Source organism: Cohnella zeiphila (assembly GCF_014212055.1).
GTDB classification, from domain to species: domain Bacteria; phylum Bacillota; class Bacilli; order Paenibacillales; family Paenibacillaceae; genus Cohnella; species Cohnella zeiphila.
In genome coordinates this window covers 122,193-137,667 of record NZ_JACJVO010000010.1, presented here as the reverse complement: position 1 = coordinate 137,667, position 15,475 = coordinate 122,193, and the positions used below count along the sequence as shown (strand labels likewise).

The 15,475-nt window shown below is 62.5% G+C and carries 14 protein-coding genes; 10 read left to right on the top strand and 4 right to left on the bottom strand.

The annotated features are described in order from the left end of the window. Positions 1–48 precede the first annotated feature (48 nt). Both H7C18_RS10250 and H7C18_RS10245 read left to right on the top strand, forming a co-directional pair. Positions 49–1,125, top strand: coding sequence for a Gfo/Idh/MocA family protein (locus H7C18_RS10250; protein WP_185128954.1), 1,077 nt, complete (start codon positions 49–51; stop codon positions 1,123–1,125). Between the two features lie 169 nt (positions 1,126–1,294). Then, entirely contained in the window at positions 1,295–2,908 is a 1,614-nt protein-coding gene (locus tag H7C18_RS10245) for a sensor domain-containing diguanylate cyclase (RefSeq protein ID WP_185128953.1), read from the top strand. Positions 2,909–2,978: 70 nt separating this feature from the next. On the opposite strand, the gene H7C18_RS10240 is transcribed toward H7C18_RS10245, so the two are convergent. After that, positions 2,979–4,013 (bottom strand): alpha/beta hydrolase, encoded by a 1,035-nt coding sequence (locus H7C18_RS10240; RefSeq protein ID WP_185128952.1) that lies wholly within the window; start codon positions 4,011–4,013, stop codon positions 2,979–2,981. 213 nt (positions 4,014–4,226) lie between these two features. Between H7C18_RS10240 and H7C18_RS10235 the strand changes: the two genes are divergently transcribed. Continuing rightward, positions 4,227–4,967 (top strand): IclR family transcriptional regulator, encoded by a 741-nt coding sequence (locus tag H7C18_RS10235; RefSeq protein ID WP_185128951.1) that lies wholly within the window; start codon positions 4,227–4,229, stop codon positions 4,965–4,967. Positions 4,968–5,313: 346 nt separating this feature from the next. On the opposite strand, the gene H7C18_RS10230 is transcribed toward H7C18_RS10235, so the two are convergent. After that, positions 5,314–6,372 carry a YlbL family protein gene (locus H7C18_RS10230; protein ID WP_185128950.1) on the bottom strand — a complete coding sequence of 353 codons (1,059 nt, stop codon included), beginning with the start codon at positions 6,370–6,372 and terminating at the stop codon, positions 5,314–5,316. Positions 6,373–6,516: 144 nt separating this feature from the next. Between H7C18_RS10230 and H7C18_RS10225 the strand changes: the two genes are divergently transcribed. Continuing rightward, positions 6,517–7,452 carry a metallophosphoesterase family protein gene (locus H7C18_RS10225; protein WP_185128949.1) on the top strand — a complete coding sequence of 312 codons (936 nt, stop codon included), beginning with the start codon at positions 6,517–6,519 and terminating at the stop codon, positions 7,450–7,452. Positions 7,453–7,509: 57 nt separating this feature from the next. Here H7C18_RS10225 and acnA read toward each other — a convergent pair whose 3' ends face one another. Both acnA and H7C18_RS10215 read right to left on the bottom strand, forming a co-directional pair. Next, complete coding sequence (gene acnA / locus H7C18_RS10220; protein ID WP_185128948.1) at positions 7,510–10,227, bottom strand: aconitate hydratase AcnA; 2,718 nt, start codon at positions 10,225–10,227, stop codon at positions 7,510–7,512. Between the two features lie 38 nt (positions 10,228–10,265). Further along, the gene (locus H7C18_RS10215) at positions 10,266–10,532 is read right to left on the bottom strand and encodes a hypothetical protein (RefSeq protein WP_185128947.1); all 267 of its coding nucleotides are present in this window, start codon (positions 10,530–10,532) and stop codon (positions 10,266–10,268) included. Between the two features lie 16 nt (positions 10,533–10,548). Between H7C18_RS10215 and H7C18_RS10210 the strand changes: the two genes are divergently transcribed. The 6 genes from H7C18_RS10210 to H7C18_RS10185 all read left to right on the top strand — a co-directional run bounded on the left by H7C18_RS10210 (position 10,549) and on the right by H7C18_RS10185 (position 15,464). Then, positions 10,549–11,622 carry an amidase domain-containing protein gene (locus tag H7C18_RS10210; RefSeq protein ID WP_185128946.1) on the top strand — a complete coding sequence of 358 codons (1,074 nt, stop codon included), beginning with the start codon at positions 10,549–10,551 and terminating at the stop codon, positions 11,620–11,622. Between the two features lie 60 nt (positions 11,623–11,682). Further along, the gene (locus tag H7C18_RS10205; RefSeq protein ID WP_185128945.1) at positions 11,683–12,834 is read left to right on the top strand and encodes a D-alanine--D-alanine ligase; all 1,152 of its coding nucleotides are present in this window, start codon (positions 11,683–11,685) and stop codon (positions 12,832–12,834) included. Between the two features lie 144 nt (positions 12,835–12,978). Beyond that, the gene (locus H7C18_RS10200; protein ID WP_185128944.1) at positions 12,979–13,302 is read left to right on the top strand and encodes a hypothetical protein; all 324 of its coding nucleotides are present in this window, start codon (positions 12,979–12,981) and stop codon (positions 13,300–13,302) included. A gap of 33 nt (positions 13,303–13,335) precedes the next feature. Beyond that, positions 13,336–14,157 (top strand): sulfite exporter TauE/SafE family protein, encoded by an 822-nt coding sequence (locus tag H7C18_RS10195; protein ID WP_185128943.1) that lies wholly within the window; start codon positions 13,336–13,338, stop codon positions 14,155–14,157. 127 nt (positions 14,158–14,284) lie between these two features. Continuing rightward, a complete protein-coding gene (locus tag H7C18_RS10190; protein WP_185128942.1) occupies positions 14,285–15,121 on the top strand; it encodes an inositol monophosphatase family protein in 837 nt (278 codons plus the stop codon). A 64-nt stretch (positions 15,122–15,185) separates the two neighbouring features. Continuing rightward, on the top strand, positions 15,186–15,464 hold the full coding sequence (locus H7C18_RS10185) for a hypothetical protein (protein ID WP_337913267.1): 279 nt from the start codon (positions 15,186–15,188) through the stop codon (positions 15,462–15,464). Positions 15,465–15,475 lie beyond the last annotated feature (11 nt).

The following is a 15,475-nucleotide window of genomic DNA, read 5'->3' as shown; positions in this document are numbered from 1 at the left end:
GTCCGGCATCGGCGGCGCCATACCACCACAATGGAGGTTTACCATTCGATGACATCCACGAACAAGGTCCGCATCGGCCTGATCGGCGCGGGCAATATCGGCAACGTACATCTGCAGGAATTCGGCAAGCTGGCGGGCGAGTGCGAGATCGCGGCCATTACGGACGTTTATTTGCCGCTGGCGCAGCAGCGCGCGGAGCAATACGGCATCAAGACGGTGGCGAATTCACCGGAAGAATTGATCGCCCGGGACGACCTGGACGCCGTTATCATCGGGGTTCCGAACAAGAGCCACGCGCCGCTGGCCATCCAGGCGCTCGAGCACGGCAAGCACGTGCTGCTGGAGAAGCCGATGGGTCTTGACGCGGCGGCCGCCAAGGACATCGTACGGGCCCAGAAGCGCACCGGCAAGGTGCTGATGGTCGCCCATCAGATGCGCTGGGAGGCGCTTCCGCTGCAAGTGAAGGCGCAGATCGAGCGCGGCGAGCTGGGCGACATCTACACGGCCAAGACCGGCTGGTACCGCCGCAAAGGCATTCCGGGCTGGGGCACGTGGTTCACGCAGCATGCGGAATCCGGCGGCGGCCCGCTGATCGACATCGGCGTGCATATGCTGGACCTGGCGTTCCACCTGATGGGCGAACCGAAGCCGGTGTCCGTTTACGGGTCGACGTACGCCGAATTCGGTCCCCGCAAGAAAGGGATCGGCACGTGGGGCAAGCCGAACTGGAACGGCATCTACGACGTCGAGGACCTGGCCACGGCCATCATCAAGATGGAGAACGGCGCTTCCTTGACGCTGGAAGTGAGCTGGGCCGTTCATATGAATACGGACAGCAGCCCGTTCGTGCACCTGATGGGCACCGAGGGCGGCGCTTACTTGAGCGGGAACGAAGGGAAGTTCCTGACCGAGCGGTTCGATCAGGCGGTCGACATTCCGCTTGTCGCGCCCCAGGAAGACGAAGGGGCGCGCGTTCGCCTCAGCCGCCACTTCCTCGAGTGCGTCCGCGAAGGCAAAACGCCGTGGACGTCCGCCGAGACGGGGCTGCGCAGCAACCTGATCATCGACGCCATCTACGAATCCTCCCGCAGCGGCGGCGAGGTCAAGCTCGACTGGAGCCTGTAAAAAACGCCATTTGTCGGCAAGCCGCTCCGCAAGGTCTTTCGGACCTCGCGGGGCGGTTATTTTGTTGTTCCGGATATGAGAAGGCCCGATTTATGGTAAAATGGCAAAGAACGAATTTTGTCGAATCGTGCCGTTATATCGTCGAAAGGAAGTGCCGTACTTTTCAAGCATGGAACTTTCAAGGAGAAAAGGGAGAGGGGTCAGACTCTCCTTTATTATATTCGCCGTCGTCTTCATCTCGGTCGCCGCGACGCTGGCGCTGAGCACCGCGGTCGGCTACCGGATTCAGAGCCGCGCTCTCACGCGCAACACGCTGGACCTGAACCGGATTACCGCCAACGAGCTGAGCCGCACGACGCAGACGATCATCCTGTCGATGCAGGATACGCTGAAGTCGGCGTCGGAATCGATCTCGGGCGGACCTTTGCCGGAGCCGGCCGTTCAACGGGAGATCGACTTCCTGCGCGCCTCCGTCCCTTACTTCAATTCGGTCGTGCTGGTAAACGCTGGCGGCACCGTCGTATCGACTTCGCCCGAGGCTCTGAACATCAAAGGGCAGAAGCTGACCTCGACGCAAGCGAAGCAGGCGCTGGCGGGCAAGAAGCCGATGATCTCGGCGCCGTATAAGGCGGCGACCGGCCGAATGATCGTCCTGGCCAGCTACCCGGTGTACGATGAGAACGGGGTTTACGCGGGCTTTATCGGAGGATCGATCTATCTGCAGGAGAAAAACGTGTTCCAGAACATTCTGGGCAAGCAGGAAGATAACAAGAACGGCTCCTACTACTACGTTGTGGACGCTTCCGGCAATCTGATCTACCATCCGGAAGCGGAGCGGATCGGGGAGAACGTCTCCGCGAACCCGGCCGTCCGGTCGATCATGAACGGCATCGGAGGCCAGATGGCCATCCGCAACACGGAGGGGATCCGCTTCCTGGCCGGTTTCTCGATCGTGCCCGCGGTAGGCTGGGGCATCGTCTCCCAGACGCCGGCGAGTAGCGTCGACTCGGACGTCGGTCAGACCGTTACGCGGATGGCGGCGGTCTCGGCTCCCCTCGCAGCCGTTCTGCTCCTGCTCGGCCTGCTTGTCTCCAGACGGCTGGCGGCGCCGATCAACCGGCTGGCGCAGCTGGCGTTCCGTTTGAACCGGGGAGAGGCGGCGGTCGACATGCCGGAAGCGCCGCGTTATTGGAATTATGAGGCGAACGAGCTTTACCAGGCGGTGTCCGGAGCGTTCCGGGCGCTGAACCAGAAGGCGGAGGATTTCTCGCGGGAAGCCCATACCGACCAACTGACCGGTCTGACCAACCGGCGGATGATGGATCTGATCGTCGGCCGCTGGATCGGCCAGCGGCTGCCGTTCGCCGTTATCATGCTGGACCTCGATCGCTTCAAGTCGGTTAACGATACGTACGGGCACCTGAAGGGCGACGAGGTGCTGCGGTTCCTGGCCCGGATCATGACGGAGGAGAAGCGGGACGAGGATTACTGCTGCCGCTACGGGGGCGAGGAGTTCGCCGTTTTGCTGCCCTATGCTTCGGCGGAGCAGGCGTTCGAGGTCGCCGAGAGGATCCGCGCGAGAACGGAAGGGGAGATCAGTCCGGTGGGCAAAGCGATGACGCTGTCGCTGGGCGTCTCCTCTTTCCCGGCTGGCGCGGAGGACGCGGAGTCGCTGTTCCGGCAGGCGGACGGCGCGCTCTATCAGGCGAAGCAGACCGGCCGGAACCGGACGGTGCTTTACCGGGAAGCGGCGGCGGGAAGCGAGAACGGCTTCGGCGATTAAGCGAGCAAGCGAAAAAGCAGTCGGCACGCCCGGAAAGGGAGGCCGGCTGCTTCTTTTTTTCTCGGTCGGCTTACACTTCTACCAGGGCGGAGCGGCGCAGTGCGGTTGCTTCGTCGATTTTCCGGAGGAACGCGGACGTTTTTTCCGTATATTCTTTGGGATGCATCCGGAAAATCATCTCGTGCAAAGCTCCGGGCACGATCCACAGTTGGGAATTCGGATTCCGCTGGGCGGCCGCCACGTTCTCCGAGATACTGGCGGGCGCCTTGTCGTCAGCCGTACCGTAGATGACGAGAACCGGATATTCGAACTCCGTGGACTGGGCGGTTCCGGCCGGAATTTGGTTCAGGCGAACGCCGCTGAACGCCGGGATAAAACGGTTCAGCAGCTCCACGCTGAGCGCTTTGGGCATGGAGACGTAACGGCGGACGTTGTCGTAGATCGTATCCGCGTCGGGAATGAACGTGCTGTCCAGAATCATGCCGTCGATCAGGTCGGTATCGAGCGCGGCCTGCAGCGCCGTTCCCGCGCCCATCGAGAAGCCCCAGACGACGATCTCGTCGCTGCCCTGCGCCCGCGCGAACTGAAGCGCTCCGATGAGCTGCCGGGACTCGTTCACGCCGCCCGTCGCCGGAAGCCGATGCTTCTCGTCGGCATAGCCGTAATCGAACATCAGCACGTTATAGCCGAGGCCGTGAAGCAGGCCGGCGACGTTGTACATCGACACCCAGGATTCTTCCCGGTTCGTCCCATAGCCGTGGCTCAGCACGACGGTTTTGGCGCTGGCGCCGGCGCTGGGAATCCACCATCCGCTGACGTCGGAACGATTGTCCGCATCGGGAAAAACAACGTCCGAATAGGCGAGATGGAGGGCTTTCATCGGGTTCGAAGCAAGCGGGGCGACGTTCGGGTGAGCGAACATCCAGGCCAGCGTCGCGTAGAAGGCGACGGACATGACCATAGCCGCGGCCAGAACGGAAGCTACCGCTATGGATAGGCGGCCGGTTCTGCGGCGGTAGAGTGGGAGGGGGAACGCGACGGTGCCGGGGGCGGCGGAGAACGTCACGGATTCCATCGGGGATCGGCTCAAGGTTGTCGCGCTCATCTGCGGTCGCCTCCGATGTTGAATGAATTTTCATAAAACTCTCATTATTCTCATCGTAGAATGGAAACTTGAAAGCGTCAACAAGCCTTGTCGAATTGTAAGATGCGCGTAATCGAACTGTAACGGGGGCCTTCCAGCATTTACGCGCGGAGCCGGTCGGGTTATACTAGGTGTACCAAGGTTTCGTGGAGTGAAACGATTGGAGGGAAGCAAATGGAAGACGAGAAGCCGACGATTCGGGCGGTGGAGCGGGCGCTTGACGTGCTGCTCTGTTTCACGGCGGGAACCGAATGGGGATTGACGGAGATCTCGCAGCGGGTCGGTCTGCATAAGAGCACCGTTTTCCGGCTGCTGGCGACTTTGGAGCATAGAGGGTTCGTCGTGCGGGACGAGGCGACGGAGAAGTACCGGCTCGGCTTGCGGATCCTGGAGCTGTCCGCCCATACGCGGGCGGACGATCCGGCGGTGCTGATGCTCGGCGAGATGGTGCGGCTGCGCGACCAATTGGGCGAGACGATCAGCCTGTACGTGCGCGACCGGAAGGACCGCGTGCGCATCCAGGCGGTGCAGAGCGAGCAGGCGGTCCGCCGGGTGGCGCCCATCGGCGCGCGGCTGCCGCTCTCCGTCGGCGCGTCCAGCAAGGTGCTGCTCGCCTTCGCCGAGCCCGACGTGCGCGACGCGCTGATCGCCGACTGGTCTTGGCCGAGCGAGCGGGACAAGGCCGCGTATCTCGGCCAGCTGGCGGAGATCGTGGCGCAGGGCTACGCGACCAGCTTCGAGGAGCGCGAGCCTGGCGCGGCGGCGGTGTCCGCGCCGATCTTCGACCGCTCCGGCAAGCTGCATGCGGCGCTGTCGGTGTCCGGGCCGTCGAACCGGCTGACGCCGGACGTCATGCAGGATCGAGCTCCCGCCATCATCGGCGCCGCGAAACGAATGGGTACGCTGCTTGGATAAACGACAAGACCGCCAGGGAAAATTCCGCTGGCGGTCTTGTCGTCTATAGGTTGGGCCGATAGTAGCCGAGATAGCCGAGAAAATCGGCTAACGGGGCTCCGGAGCGGGCGCGCAATGCCGAGATAGCCGAGAAAATCGGCTAACGGGGCTCCGGAGCGGGCGCGCAATGCCGAGATAGCCGAGAAAATCGGCTAACGGGGCTCCATAGCGGGCGCGCAATGCCGAGATAGCCGAGAAAATCGGCTAACGGGGCTCCATAGCGGGCGCGCAATGCCGAGATAGCCGAGAAAATCGGCTAAAGCCGCCCCTTAACCGTACGCCGCCAAGCTGTTCCCCACGCCTATCGTTACGCAGCCGCGCCTGGCTTCTCCTGCAGCGAGCGCAGGAAGTCGATGGCGTCCGTCAACGAGGACACTTTCACCAGCTTCGGCTTCAGCTTCAGCTTTTTCACCGTCGCTTCGGCGTCGTTCCAGTTGCTGTAGTTGCCGGATTTGACGTACGGAACGAGGAAGTAGTCGGCCTTCTCCCGATCCGCCGCCATCAGCTTGTACTGGATGCCCCCGATCTGTCCGACCGTTCCGTCCGCGGCGATCGTTCCGGTGCCCGCGACGCGGTAGCCGCGGGACAGGTCGTCGCCGGTCAGCTGCGCGACGATCTCCAGCGTCATCATCAGGCCGGCCGACGGACCGCCCGTATCGTTGAAATCGAACTTGATCGGATCGGGCGGGGTCACCTTCAGGACCGCCCCGCGATAGAAGCCGACCCCGGTCTGTCCCGTCGGGCTCATCTTCATGAGCGGCACCTTGGCCTCGAACGGCTTGCCGCCGCGCGTTCCCTTCAGCGTCACGGTGTCGCCCGGTTTTTTGGCTTGCACGATGCTGCTGAACTGCTCGGCCTTCTTGGCCGGCTGTCCGTCGATGGACGTGATGATATCCCCTTCTTGAAGACCGCGCTCCCGGGCTTGAGACCCTTCGACGAATGCCTGCACGATCACGCCTTCTTCTTCTACCGGCAAATCCCGCTTGAGCGCTCCGTATGCGGCCATCAGCGCGCCGTTCTCGGAGTCGTCCCTCATCCAGGCGAGCAGGTTGCGGTAGGCTTCCAGGTTGACCGTTCCGCCGGTCGCTTTGGCCTGGGTTTGAATATCCAGCCGCGGATTCAAATACGCATAGATCAGATCGAACGCGTTGGGCCGGGAACGGGTCGCTACGGTCGTGAACAGCAGCGCTCCCTTCTCGTCGAGAGCATGGCCCGTCTCGACCCGCGGATGCACGGGCTCCGCCGATCCCGGGCCGGAGATGACGTAAGGCCAGCTCCAAAAGTATGTAACGATCAGCAAGATCGCGACGAGGCCGCCCGCCATGGAAGTCCAATTGCGTCTCAACCAATGATTCGTCCGGGCCATCCGGGCTCACCTCCGAACCTCATTATAGCGCAACTGCTCGGCCGGTAACAAAAAGGTGCCGATGATCGGCTCGCGCCGTTCCGATCCGTTCTCTGGTCAGCTCCGGGCTTCATCGGCTACAATGACGGAGTGGGAGGTGCGACAATGGAACCGAATCTCCGCATGAGGGCGGACGGAACGTTCACCATCGTGCATTTTACCGACCTTCATTGGCAGAACGGAGAGAAGGGGGATCTGCGTACCCGACGGCTCATGGCCGACGTGCTCGAAGCGGAAAAACCGGACTTCGTCGCCCTGACGGGAGACTTGATCTTCGGAAGCCGCTGCCGCGATCCCGCCGAATCGCTCAGGCAGGCGATGGCGGCGGTCGAACAGGCCGGCGTTCCCTGGGCCGCCGTATTCGGGAACCACGACGACGAGGGCGCGCTCGGCCGGGCGGAGCTGATGGACGTCCTTCGGGAACGACCGCGCTGCCTGTCCTTGTCGGGTCCCTCGGACGTGGACGGGATCGGCAACTTCGCGCTGACGCTGACGAATTCCCGCGGCATGGCGAGCCACTCGCTCGTCTTCCTGGACAGCGGCGGCCGCTCCTCCGAAGATTCGCTGCCCGGTTATGACTGGATCCGTCCGAGCCAGATCGAGTGGTACCGGCGGATTTCGCGCGAGCGGGCCGATCGGAATCGGGGCGCGGCGCTGCCTTCTCTTCTCTTCTTTCATATTCCGTTTCCCGAATTCGAGCAGGTCTGGAAAACGCAAGCCTGCTACGGAACCCGCAACGAGAAGCCGGCATGTCCGCCCGTCAACTCGGGTCTATATGCGGCGCTCCTGGAGCGGGGCGGGACGCTGGGGGTCTTTTGCGGGCATGATCATACGAACGATTACTGGGGCGAGCTCGGCGGCATCCGGCTCTGCTACGGCCGGGCGACCGGTTTTCAAGGTTACGGGAAAATAGGGTTTCCGAGAGGGGCGAGAGTCATACGGCTGCAGGAAGGAAAAGCCGGCTTCGAAACATGGGTCCGTCTGGAAAACGGTTCGACGATCCGCAAGCCGAAGCTTCACCGCCCGCGCAGATGGCCCTGACGAAAAAAAGTCCCGCGGGAGACGTTCTCCCTGCGGGACTTTTGCAGATACGGGGAATCAGCCTTGCTGCGACAGCATTTGACGGAGCACCGTCTGCAGAATGCCGCTGTTGCGGTAGTAGTCGACGTCGACCATCGAGTCGAGGCGGACGATCGCCTGGAAGTCGAACGTCGTTCCGTCTTCGCGGGTAGCGGTGACGGTGACGCTCTGGCCCGGCTGCACGTCGTTGCCGAGACCGGCGATGTCGAACGTTTCGCGGCCGGTGATGCCGAGCGTCTTCCAGCTTTGGCCCGGATGGAACTGCAGCGGCAGAACGCCCATGCCGACCAGGTTGGAACGGTGAATCCGCTCGAAGCTCTCGGCGATGACCGCCTTTACGCCGAGCAGGAACGTGCCTTTGGCCGCCCAGTCGCGGGAAGAGCCGGTGCCGTATTCCTTGCCGGCGATGACGACCAGGTTCGTATGGCTGTCCTGATACTTCATCGACGCGTCGTAGATGGACATCACTTCGTCCGTCGGCAGGTACGTCGTCACGCCGCCTTCCGTGCCCGGAGCCACTTGGTTGCGGATCCGGATGTTCGCGAACGTGCCGCGCATCATGACCTCGTGGTTGCCGCGGCGGGAACCGTACGAGTTGAAGTCCTTGCGGTCGACGCCATGCTCGGTCAGGTACTTGCCCGCAGGGCTGTCGACCTTGATGTTGCCGGCCGGAGAGATATGGTCCGTCGTGACCGAATCGCCCATCAGCGCCAGTACGCGGGCGTGCTTGATGTCGGCGATGTCGCCCGGCTCGGAACCGAGGTTCTCGAAGAACGGCGGGTTGGCGATATACGTCGACTTCGAATCCCATTCGTACAGCTCGCCCTTCGGCACCGGAATCTGGTTCCACTGCTCGTTCTGCGTGAACACGTTCGCGTATTTGGCGCGGAACATGTCCGGAGTCAGCGATTGGCGCACAGCCGCTTGAATCTCGTCGTTCGTCGGCCAGATGTCCTTCAGGTATACCGGCTCGTTCTTGCTGTCGTAGCCGATCGGGTCGTTGGCCAGGTCGATGTTGACCGTTCCCGCCAGCGCATAGGCGACGACGAGCGGCGGCGATGCCAGGTAGTTGGCCTTGACTTGGGCATGCACGCGGCCTTCGAAGTTCCGGTTGCCGGACAGGACGGCGGCGACGGTCATGTCGTTCTCGGCGATCGCGTCGCTGACTTCTTCCGGCAGCGGGCCGGAGTTCCCGATACAGGTCGCGCAGCCGTAACCGGCGACATAGAAGCCGATTTTCTCCAGGTAAGGAAGCAGGCCGGCCTTGGTCAAGTAATCGGTGACGACGAGCGAACCCGGGGTCAGCGAGCTCTTCACGTAAGCCGGCTTGGTCAAGCCGCGCTCGACCGCCTTCTTCGCGACGAGCCCCGCGCCCAGCATAACGCTCGGGTTGGACGTGTTCGTACAGCTCGTGATCGCGGCGATGACGACGGCGCCCGTGGTCAGCTTGCTGACTTCGCCGTTCTTATGCTTGACTTCCGCACTTTGCGCGATCTTCTCGTCGGACAGGCCGTAGCCGCCCTTGTCGATCGGAGTGCGGATAATCTCGTTGAATTCCTTCTTCATCGAGCTCAGCTCGACGCGGTCCTGCGGACGCTTCGGACCGGCGAGGCTCGGCACGATCGTGGACAGGTCGAGCTCGAGCACGTCGGTGAACACCGGATCCGGCGTGTCGTCCGTGCGGAACATGCCTTGCGCTTTATAATAAGCTTCGACCAGCTCGATCTGCTTGTCGTCGCGGCCGGTGAGCCGCATGTAGTTCAGCGTCTCGTTGTCGACCGGGAAGAAGCCGATCGTCGCGCCGTATTCCGGCGCCATGTTGGCGACCGTCGCGCGGTCGGCCAGGCTGATGTTGGACAGGCCCGAACCGAAGAACTCGACGAACTTGCCGACGACGCCCTTCTTGCGCAGGATTTGCGTGACGGTCAGCGCCAGGTCGGTCGCGGTCGCGCCTTCGGCCAGACGGCCGGTCAGGCGGAAGCCGATGACTTCCGGCGTAACGAAGTACAGCGGTTGGCCCAGCATGCCGGCTTCGGCTTCGATGCCGCCGACGCCCCAGCCTACGACGCCGAGACCGTTGATCATCGTCGTATGGGAGTCCGTGCCGACGAGAGAGTCCGGATAGACTTCGGTGACGCCGTTCTTGTTCTTCGTCGCGGCCACGGAAGCCAGGTATTCCAGGTTGACCTGGTGAACGATACCGGTTGCCGGAGGCACGGCGCGGAAGTTATCGAACGCCGTTTGCGCCCAGCGCAGGAAGCGATAGCGCTCTTCGTTGCGCTCGAACTCGATGTCCATATTGTATTTCAGCGCGTCGGGGGTGCCGAACGCGTCGACCATGACGGAGTGGTCGATGACGAGATCGACCGGAACGAGCGGGTTGATCCGCTTCGGGTCGCCGCCCGCTTTCTTGACCGTCTCGCGCATGGCGGCCAGGTCGACGACGACGGGCACGCCCGTGAAGTCTTGAAGCACGATCCGTGCGGGAATGAACGGAATTTCCTTGTCTTCGCGGCCGTTCGCCCAGCCCGCCAGTTGCTTGACGTGCTCAAGCGTGATGGCGCGGCCGTCGAACTGGCGGATCGCCGCTTCGAGCAGCACTTTCATCGAGAACGGAAGCTTCGATACCGGACCGAGCCCCTGATCTTCGAGACCTTGCAGATTATAATACCGGTACGTCTGGCCGGCAGCCTGCAGGTCCCCCTGAACCTGATAAGGCAGGTTAGACAATTCCATCAACCTCCAAATAGAGTTTCGCACAATGAAACCCGATTTCAAAAAACAATCTTCTGCTTAAGTATACCGTTTGACGCGTTCTCCGTAAAGACCATTTCGCCTTTTCCAGGCTGCACAGATTTGTAGTTTGCCACAAGTTCTTCGGTCTTCATCCGTTCGGAAGCGTTGACGGCGGCGAGGCGACGATCGGGATAAAAACCGGCGAAAGAGAGGAACCAAGCTGCCCGCATGGCGGGGAAAAGGAGGCGAAGGGCATGAGATGCGAGGAGGCGGCATAGGATGGAACCGATACGATTCTGCTTCATACGGGAGGTATGTCCGATGCCGGGACAGGGAAGCGGTTGGCGGGAAGCGCTGGTCGAATACGTGAACGCAAGGAACGAGGAGGATCTGCTGGGACCTTCGGCCTCGTACCGCCGCGTGCCCGATCCCTTGCATCGGTCGCGGCTGCTGGGGCGGCAGGCGGGGCTGTCGCGGCGGGGAGGGGCGTCCCGCGTCAAGCCGGTCCGCAGCGAGATCCGGGCCCGGCTGCTGCACCGCAGCGAGAAGCCGTCGGAAGCGGTCTGCGACGTCAGGCTTCACCTCCTTCATTCCTACGGGGCATGGCAGGAAGAGCGGATGGAGACGGAGAGAATCGCGTTCGTGCGCGGCTCCCGAGGCTGGCGCATCGACCGGATCGAGCCGCTTCTGACGGAGAATCGGGCGGAAGCCTGGCAGCCGGAAGGGGACGCGGAGGAACTCGTCGGCTACGAGCACGCGGTCATTCCTTCCGTCCCCTATCTCAATCCGGCGGCGACCCAGTCGTTCAAATCCCGGGTTTACGCGGGGCCGGGAGCGGCGGCGGGGAGAGGGGACGGATGGTTCGATCCGTCGAAGCGGGCGGCCCGGTACCGCCGCGAGGAAGCGGCCGCTTACGCGGATCGGTGGTGGGATCGGCCGAATCCCGAATACGAGGAATTCGAAGTCAACTGCACGAATTTCGTCTCCCAGTGCATCTTTGCAGGGGGAGCGCCGATGAACTATACTGGGAGAAGGGAAGCGGGCTGGTGGTATCGGGGCCGCGACAAAGGCCGCGAGCTGTGGAGCTACAGCTGGGCGGTGGCGAACGGTCTGCAATCGTACTTTTCTCACTCTTATTCTCATTCCTACGGTTTGCGCGCGGAAGCGATGGAGTCGCCCAAAGATCTGATGCCGGGAGACGTCATCTGCTACGATTGGAGCGGAACCGGCCTGTACCAGCACAACACGGTCGTGACGGCGTTCACGCCGGACGGAATGCCGCTCGTCAACGCGAATACGGTTCCCAGCCGGCACCGTTATTGGGATTACCGCGATTCCTACGCCTGGACGGAACAGACCCGGTACCGGTTCTATCATATTGCCGACGAGTTCTAACGCCCGGCGGCACCGTTTGCCTTCATTCATTTGACTTCATCGTTGATCCGGAGGACATCCATGGGACAAAAAGTACGCGTCGGCCTCGTTTACGGCGGGCGCTCGGGAGAGCACGAAGTGTCGCTGCAGACGGCGCTTGCGGTGCTCAAATCGTTTGATTACGGCCAATACGAGATCGTTCCTTTTTATATTACGAAAACGGGGCAGTGGCGCTCCGGTCCTCTTCTGGAGGCGCCTCCGGCGGCGGTGGCGGAACTGCAATTCGGCGGTGCCGGAGCGGCGGACGCCCCGAGCAATGGGGGCGCTCTGCTGCCGGTACTGCAGGGAATGTCCGAACTCGCGGCGCCGGCCGAAGGAGGGGCGGCTGCGCCGGAAAGCCGGGCCGTCGACGTGATGTTTCCGCTGCTGCACGGCACGTTCGGAGAGGACGGCACGATCCAGGGGCTGTTCGAGATGGCCGGCCTGCCGTACGTCGGCGCGGGCGTGCTCTCTTCCGCCGTCGGCATGGACAAAGCGGCGATGAAGACGATGTTCGCCCAAGCGGGGCTGCCGCAGGTCGGCTATCGTCACTTCACGCGCTTCCAGTGGCGGCGCCGGAGGGACGCCGAGCTGGCGGGCATCGAAGAGGCGCTCGGCTATCCGTGCTTCGTCAAGCCGGCCAACCTCGGGTCGAGCGTCGGCGTCTCCAAGGCGCGCGACCGGCAGGAGCTGATCGACGCCGTGGACGAGGCGTTCCGCTACGACCGCAAGGTGATCGTCGAGGAGTTCGTCGACGCGCGCGAGATCGAAGTGAGCGTGCTCGGCAACGACGAGCCCCGCGCTTCCGTGCCGGGGGAGATCGTCAGCTCGAACGAATTTTACGATTACAAGGCAAAGTATGTCGACGGCAAGTCGGTCATGGTCATTCCGGCCGAGATTCCGCCGGAGACGGCCGACGAGGCGCGGGAGATGGCCGTTCGCGCGTTCCTCGCCATCGACGGGTCGGGCCTGTGCCGCGCCGACTTTTTCCTGCGCAGAAGCGACGGGAAGCTGTTCCTGAACGAAGTCAACACGATGCCGGGATTCACGCCGTTCAGCATGTATCCGCTGCTGTGGCAGGAATCCGGCGTGCCTTACCGGGAGCTGCTGGACACTCTGATTCGGCTGGGCATCGAACGATTCGAGGAGAAGCAGTCGATCGATTACGGCACCGGCGAGCCGTCCGCGGAATGAGCGGACCGCCGCTCGCCTTGGCGCGTTCGAAATTTTCGTCGGCGTCCGCACGGCCTTGGGGCCGGGCGCGGAAGCCGATTTCTTTTTGCGCGCGGGAGCAGGCTGCCTTATAATAGCAACAAATGCTTAGGCGGAGGTATGAGAATGGGATTTCAAACCGAGTTTAATTCGGTATGCAAATTCAAATCCGACCAGGAGCTTTACGAGCTGCTCGAATACGGACGCGGCAAAATGGTCAAGAAGCAGTTCCGGGTATTCCCGACGGGACAGAAGGTCATCGCCTACACCCCGAACAACGAGGCGGTCGCCATCGTCAAGATCCTCGCGTCCATCGCGGAGATCAACTTTCAGGGGGAAGAAGTCACGCAGGTCGAGATGGAGCTGGTGCGCCGGCTGACCGAGGAGGAAGCGCGCGTTCAAACGGCGTTGGCCCATGAGATGTTTTTCGGAGAGAATTCGGGCGGCTGACGGCCGGCTTTCCGACAAAAGGATGCGAACTTGATGGTGTTGGCTTGGGCTTGCATCGTATTGATCGGAGCCGTCTCGGCGGTATTCGGCAGCATCGTCGGGCTGGGCGGGGGCATCGTGATCGTGCCTTCGCTCGTGCTGCTCGGCCCGTCGCTGTTCGGGGAGACGATCTCCGCCCAGCATGCGGTCGGAACTTCGCTGGCCGTTCTGATCTTTACGGCGATGACGGCGACCTGGACCTACAAGAAGCAAGGCAAAGTCGACTTCCGCTCCGGATGGCTGATCTTCGCCGCCAGCGGACCGGGCGCCATGGCGGGCGCGCTGCTCACGAACAAGATTCCGCAGGGACCGTTTCAGCTGTCGTTCGGAATCTTCATGCTCGCGATGTTCGGGCTGATGGTCGTCCGCGAGAGGATGAAGCCGCTTCGGATTCAGTGGCGCATCCGGCGCTCGTTCACGGACGGCCAGGGCGTACGGTACGAGTACGGCTACAATCTGGCGTCCGCCCTGCTGATCGGAGCGGGGGTAGGTCTCTCCTCCGGCTTGTTCGGCATCGGCGGCGGCTCGCTGTTCGTTCCGCTGATGGTCATCTTGTTCCGCTTTCCTCCTCACGTGGCGACGGCGACATCGATGTTCGTCATCTTCCTGTCGTCGGTTCTGGGGAGCGGCGTGCATCTCTGGCACGGCAATATCGACGGGGCCTTGTTCCTCGCGCTCGCTCCCGGAGCGATCGTCGGCGGGCGGATCGGCGCGATCGTCGCCTCCAGGCTGACGGGGAAACAGCTGATGTGGCTGCTGCGGGCGACGCTGCTTCTGGTGGCGATCTACTTGATCGTGAAGGGCCTGAGCGAATGACGAAAAGTCGAGGAAATGGGACAAAGCCGGAACCGCGTCGTTTCCGGCGACGTATAATTGAGGAGAATGGCTTGGCCAACTTCAGACGAACGAGGCCTGAATATACAGGGAATCAGAGGGGATGTTCATGACGGACAACGAGGCGGTTATCGGCGGCAAAAGCTTCACGGCGGTTGCGGTGAACTGCGCCTCCAAGGCGGGGGAGTGGATCAAGAGCCGGATCGGCCAGGTGGCGGAGCCGGACTTGAAGATTTCTCTGCACGATCTGGTGACGGAAGTGGACAAGGGCTCCGAGCGGCTGATCCGCAATTTGATCGGGACCCATTTTCCGGAGCATTCGTTCTTGGGCGAAGAGGGAGTGGAGCCCGGTCCGGAGGCATCCGTGAAAGCGTTGCAAAAAGTAAGCGCGGAAGAGTATTTATGGATCGTGGACCCGATTGACGGGACGACGAATTACGTGCACGGCTTTCCGTTCTTTACCGTGTCGATCGCGCTGGCTCACCGAGGAAAAGTGATCGTGGGCGTCGTTTACGACCCTTCGCGGGACGAGTTGTTCGTTGCGGAGCGGGGCAAGGGGGCGTATGTGCACGGCCGGAGAATGAAAGTGTCGGCGGAGACAACGCTGGACCGGAGCCTGGTGGGGTCCGGTTTTCCGGCGGAGCATCAGGTGGCGCTCCCGCGCAACTTGAAGCAAATCCAGACGATGGCCCCGCAAGTGCGCAATATTCGCACCGCCGGCTCGGCCGCGCTTCAGATGGCTTATGTAGCGGCCGGACGGCTGAGCGGCTTCTGGGAGATCGGGCTCAACTCCTGGGATCTGGCGGCGGGGTCGCTGCTGGTGGAAGAAGCGGGCGGCACGGTCACGGACCAGTCGGGAGATCCGTATCATCTCGGCGTCCGCAACGTGGCCGCCAGCAACGGCCATATTCACGCCGATTTCCTGAAGGAGCTGGCCAAAGCTTAGCCGGCTCGGAATACATGATCGCGCAGCCCGATGCTCATCCTATCGGGCAAAGGAGGCGATGCGCATGGCGAACGGAGAGAAGCGTGACGACGGCGCGAATCGGATGCCGGAGGGCGAGAGGACGTCTGCGGACGAGGGGAGCTTTTCCGAAGCGGAAGCCGAGCTGGCCAAACGGCTGACCGAAGGGCCGATGGACGGCGAAGCGCCCGAGCAGGAAGCGGTGGCGCGGCTGTCGCCCCGCTGGGAAGTCCGCATCCAGTCGGAACGCGACCCGGTGGCGGAAGAGACGACGAAGTACCGCAAGCTCGCCAAGGAAGTCGACGATCGGTACGACGACCGGTAGAGACGGATGCT

Coding starts and splice junctions, on each gene's coding strand:
- H7C18_RS10250 (WP_185128954.1), top strand. CDS start 49: ATGACATCCACGAACAAGGTCCGCATCGGCCTGATCGGCGCGGGCAAT.
- H7C18_RS10245 (WP_185128953.1), top strand. CDS start 1,295: ATGGAACTTTCAAGGAGAAAAGGGAGAGGGGTCAGACTCTCCTTTATT.
- H7C18_RS10240 (WP_185128952.1), bottom strand. CDS start 4,013: ATGAGCGCGACAACCTTGAGCCGATCCCCGATGGAATCCGTGACGTTC.
- H7C18_RS10235 (WP_185128951.1), top strand. CDS start 4,227: ATGGAAGACGAGAAGCCGACGATTCGGGCGGTGGAGCGGGCGCTTGAC.
- H7C18_RS10230 (WP_185128950.1), bottom strand. CDS start 6,372: ATGGCCCGGACGAATCATTGGTTGAGACGCAATTGGACTTCCATGGCG.
- H7C18_RS10225 (WP_185128949.1), top strand. CDS start 6,517: ATGGAACCGAATCTCCGCATGAGGGCGGACGGAACGTTCACCATCGTG.
- acnA (WP_185128948.1), bottom strand. CDS start 10,227: ATGGAATTGTCTAACCTGCCTTATCAGGTTCAGGGGGACCTGCAGGCT.
- H7C18_RS10215 (WP_185128947.1), bottom strand. CDS start 10,532: ATGAAGCAGAATCGTATCGGTTCCATCCTATGCCGCCTCCTCGCATCT.
- H7C18_RS10210 (WP_185128946.1), top strand. CDS start 10,549: ATGCCGGGACAGGGAAGCGGTTGGCGGGAAGCGCTGGTCGAATACGTG.
- H7C18_RS10205 (WP_185128945.1), top strand. CDS start 11,683: ATGGGACAAAAAGTACGCGTCGGCCTCGTTTACGGCGGGCGCTCGGGA.
- H7C18_RS10200 (WP_185128944.1), top strand. CDS start 12,979: ATGGGATTTCAAACCGAGTTTAATTCGGTATGCAAATTCAAATCCGAC.
- H7C18_RS10195 (WP_185128943.1), top strand. CDS start 13,336: ATGGTGTTGGCTTGGGCTTGCATCGTATTGATCGGAGCCGTCTCGGCG.
- H7C18_RS10190 (WP_185128942.1), top strand. CDS start 14,285: ATGACGGACAACGAGGCGGTTATCGGCGGCAAAAGCTTCACGGCGGTT.
- H7C18_RS10185 (WP_337913267.1), top strand. CDS start 15,186: ATGGCGAACGGAGAGAAGCGTGACGACGGCGCGAATCGGATGCCGGAG.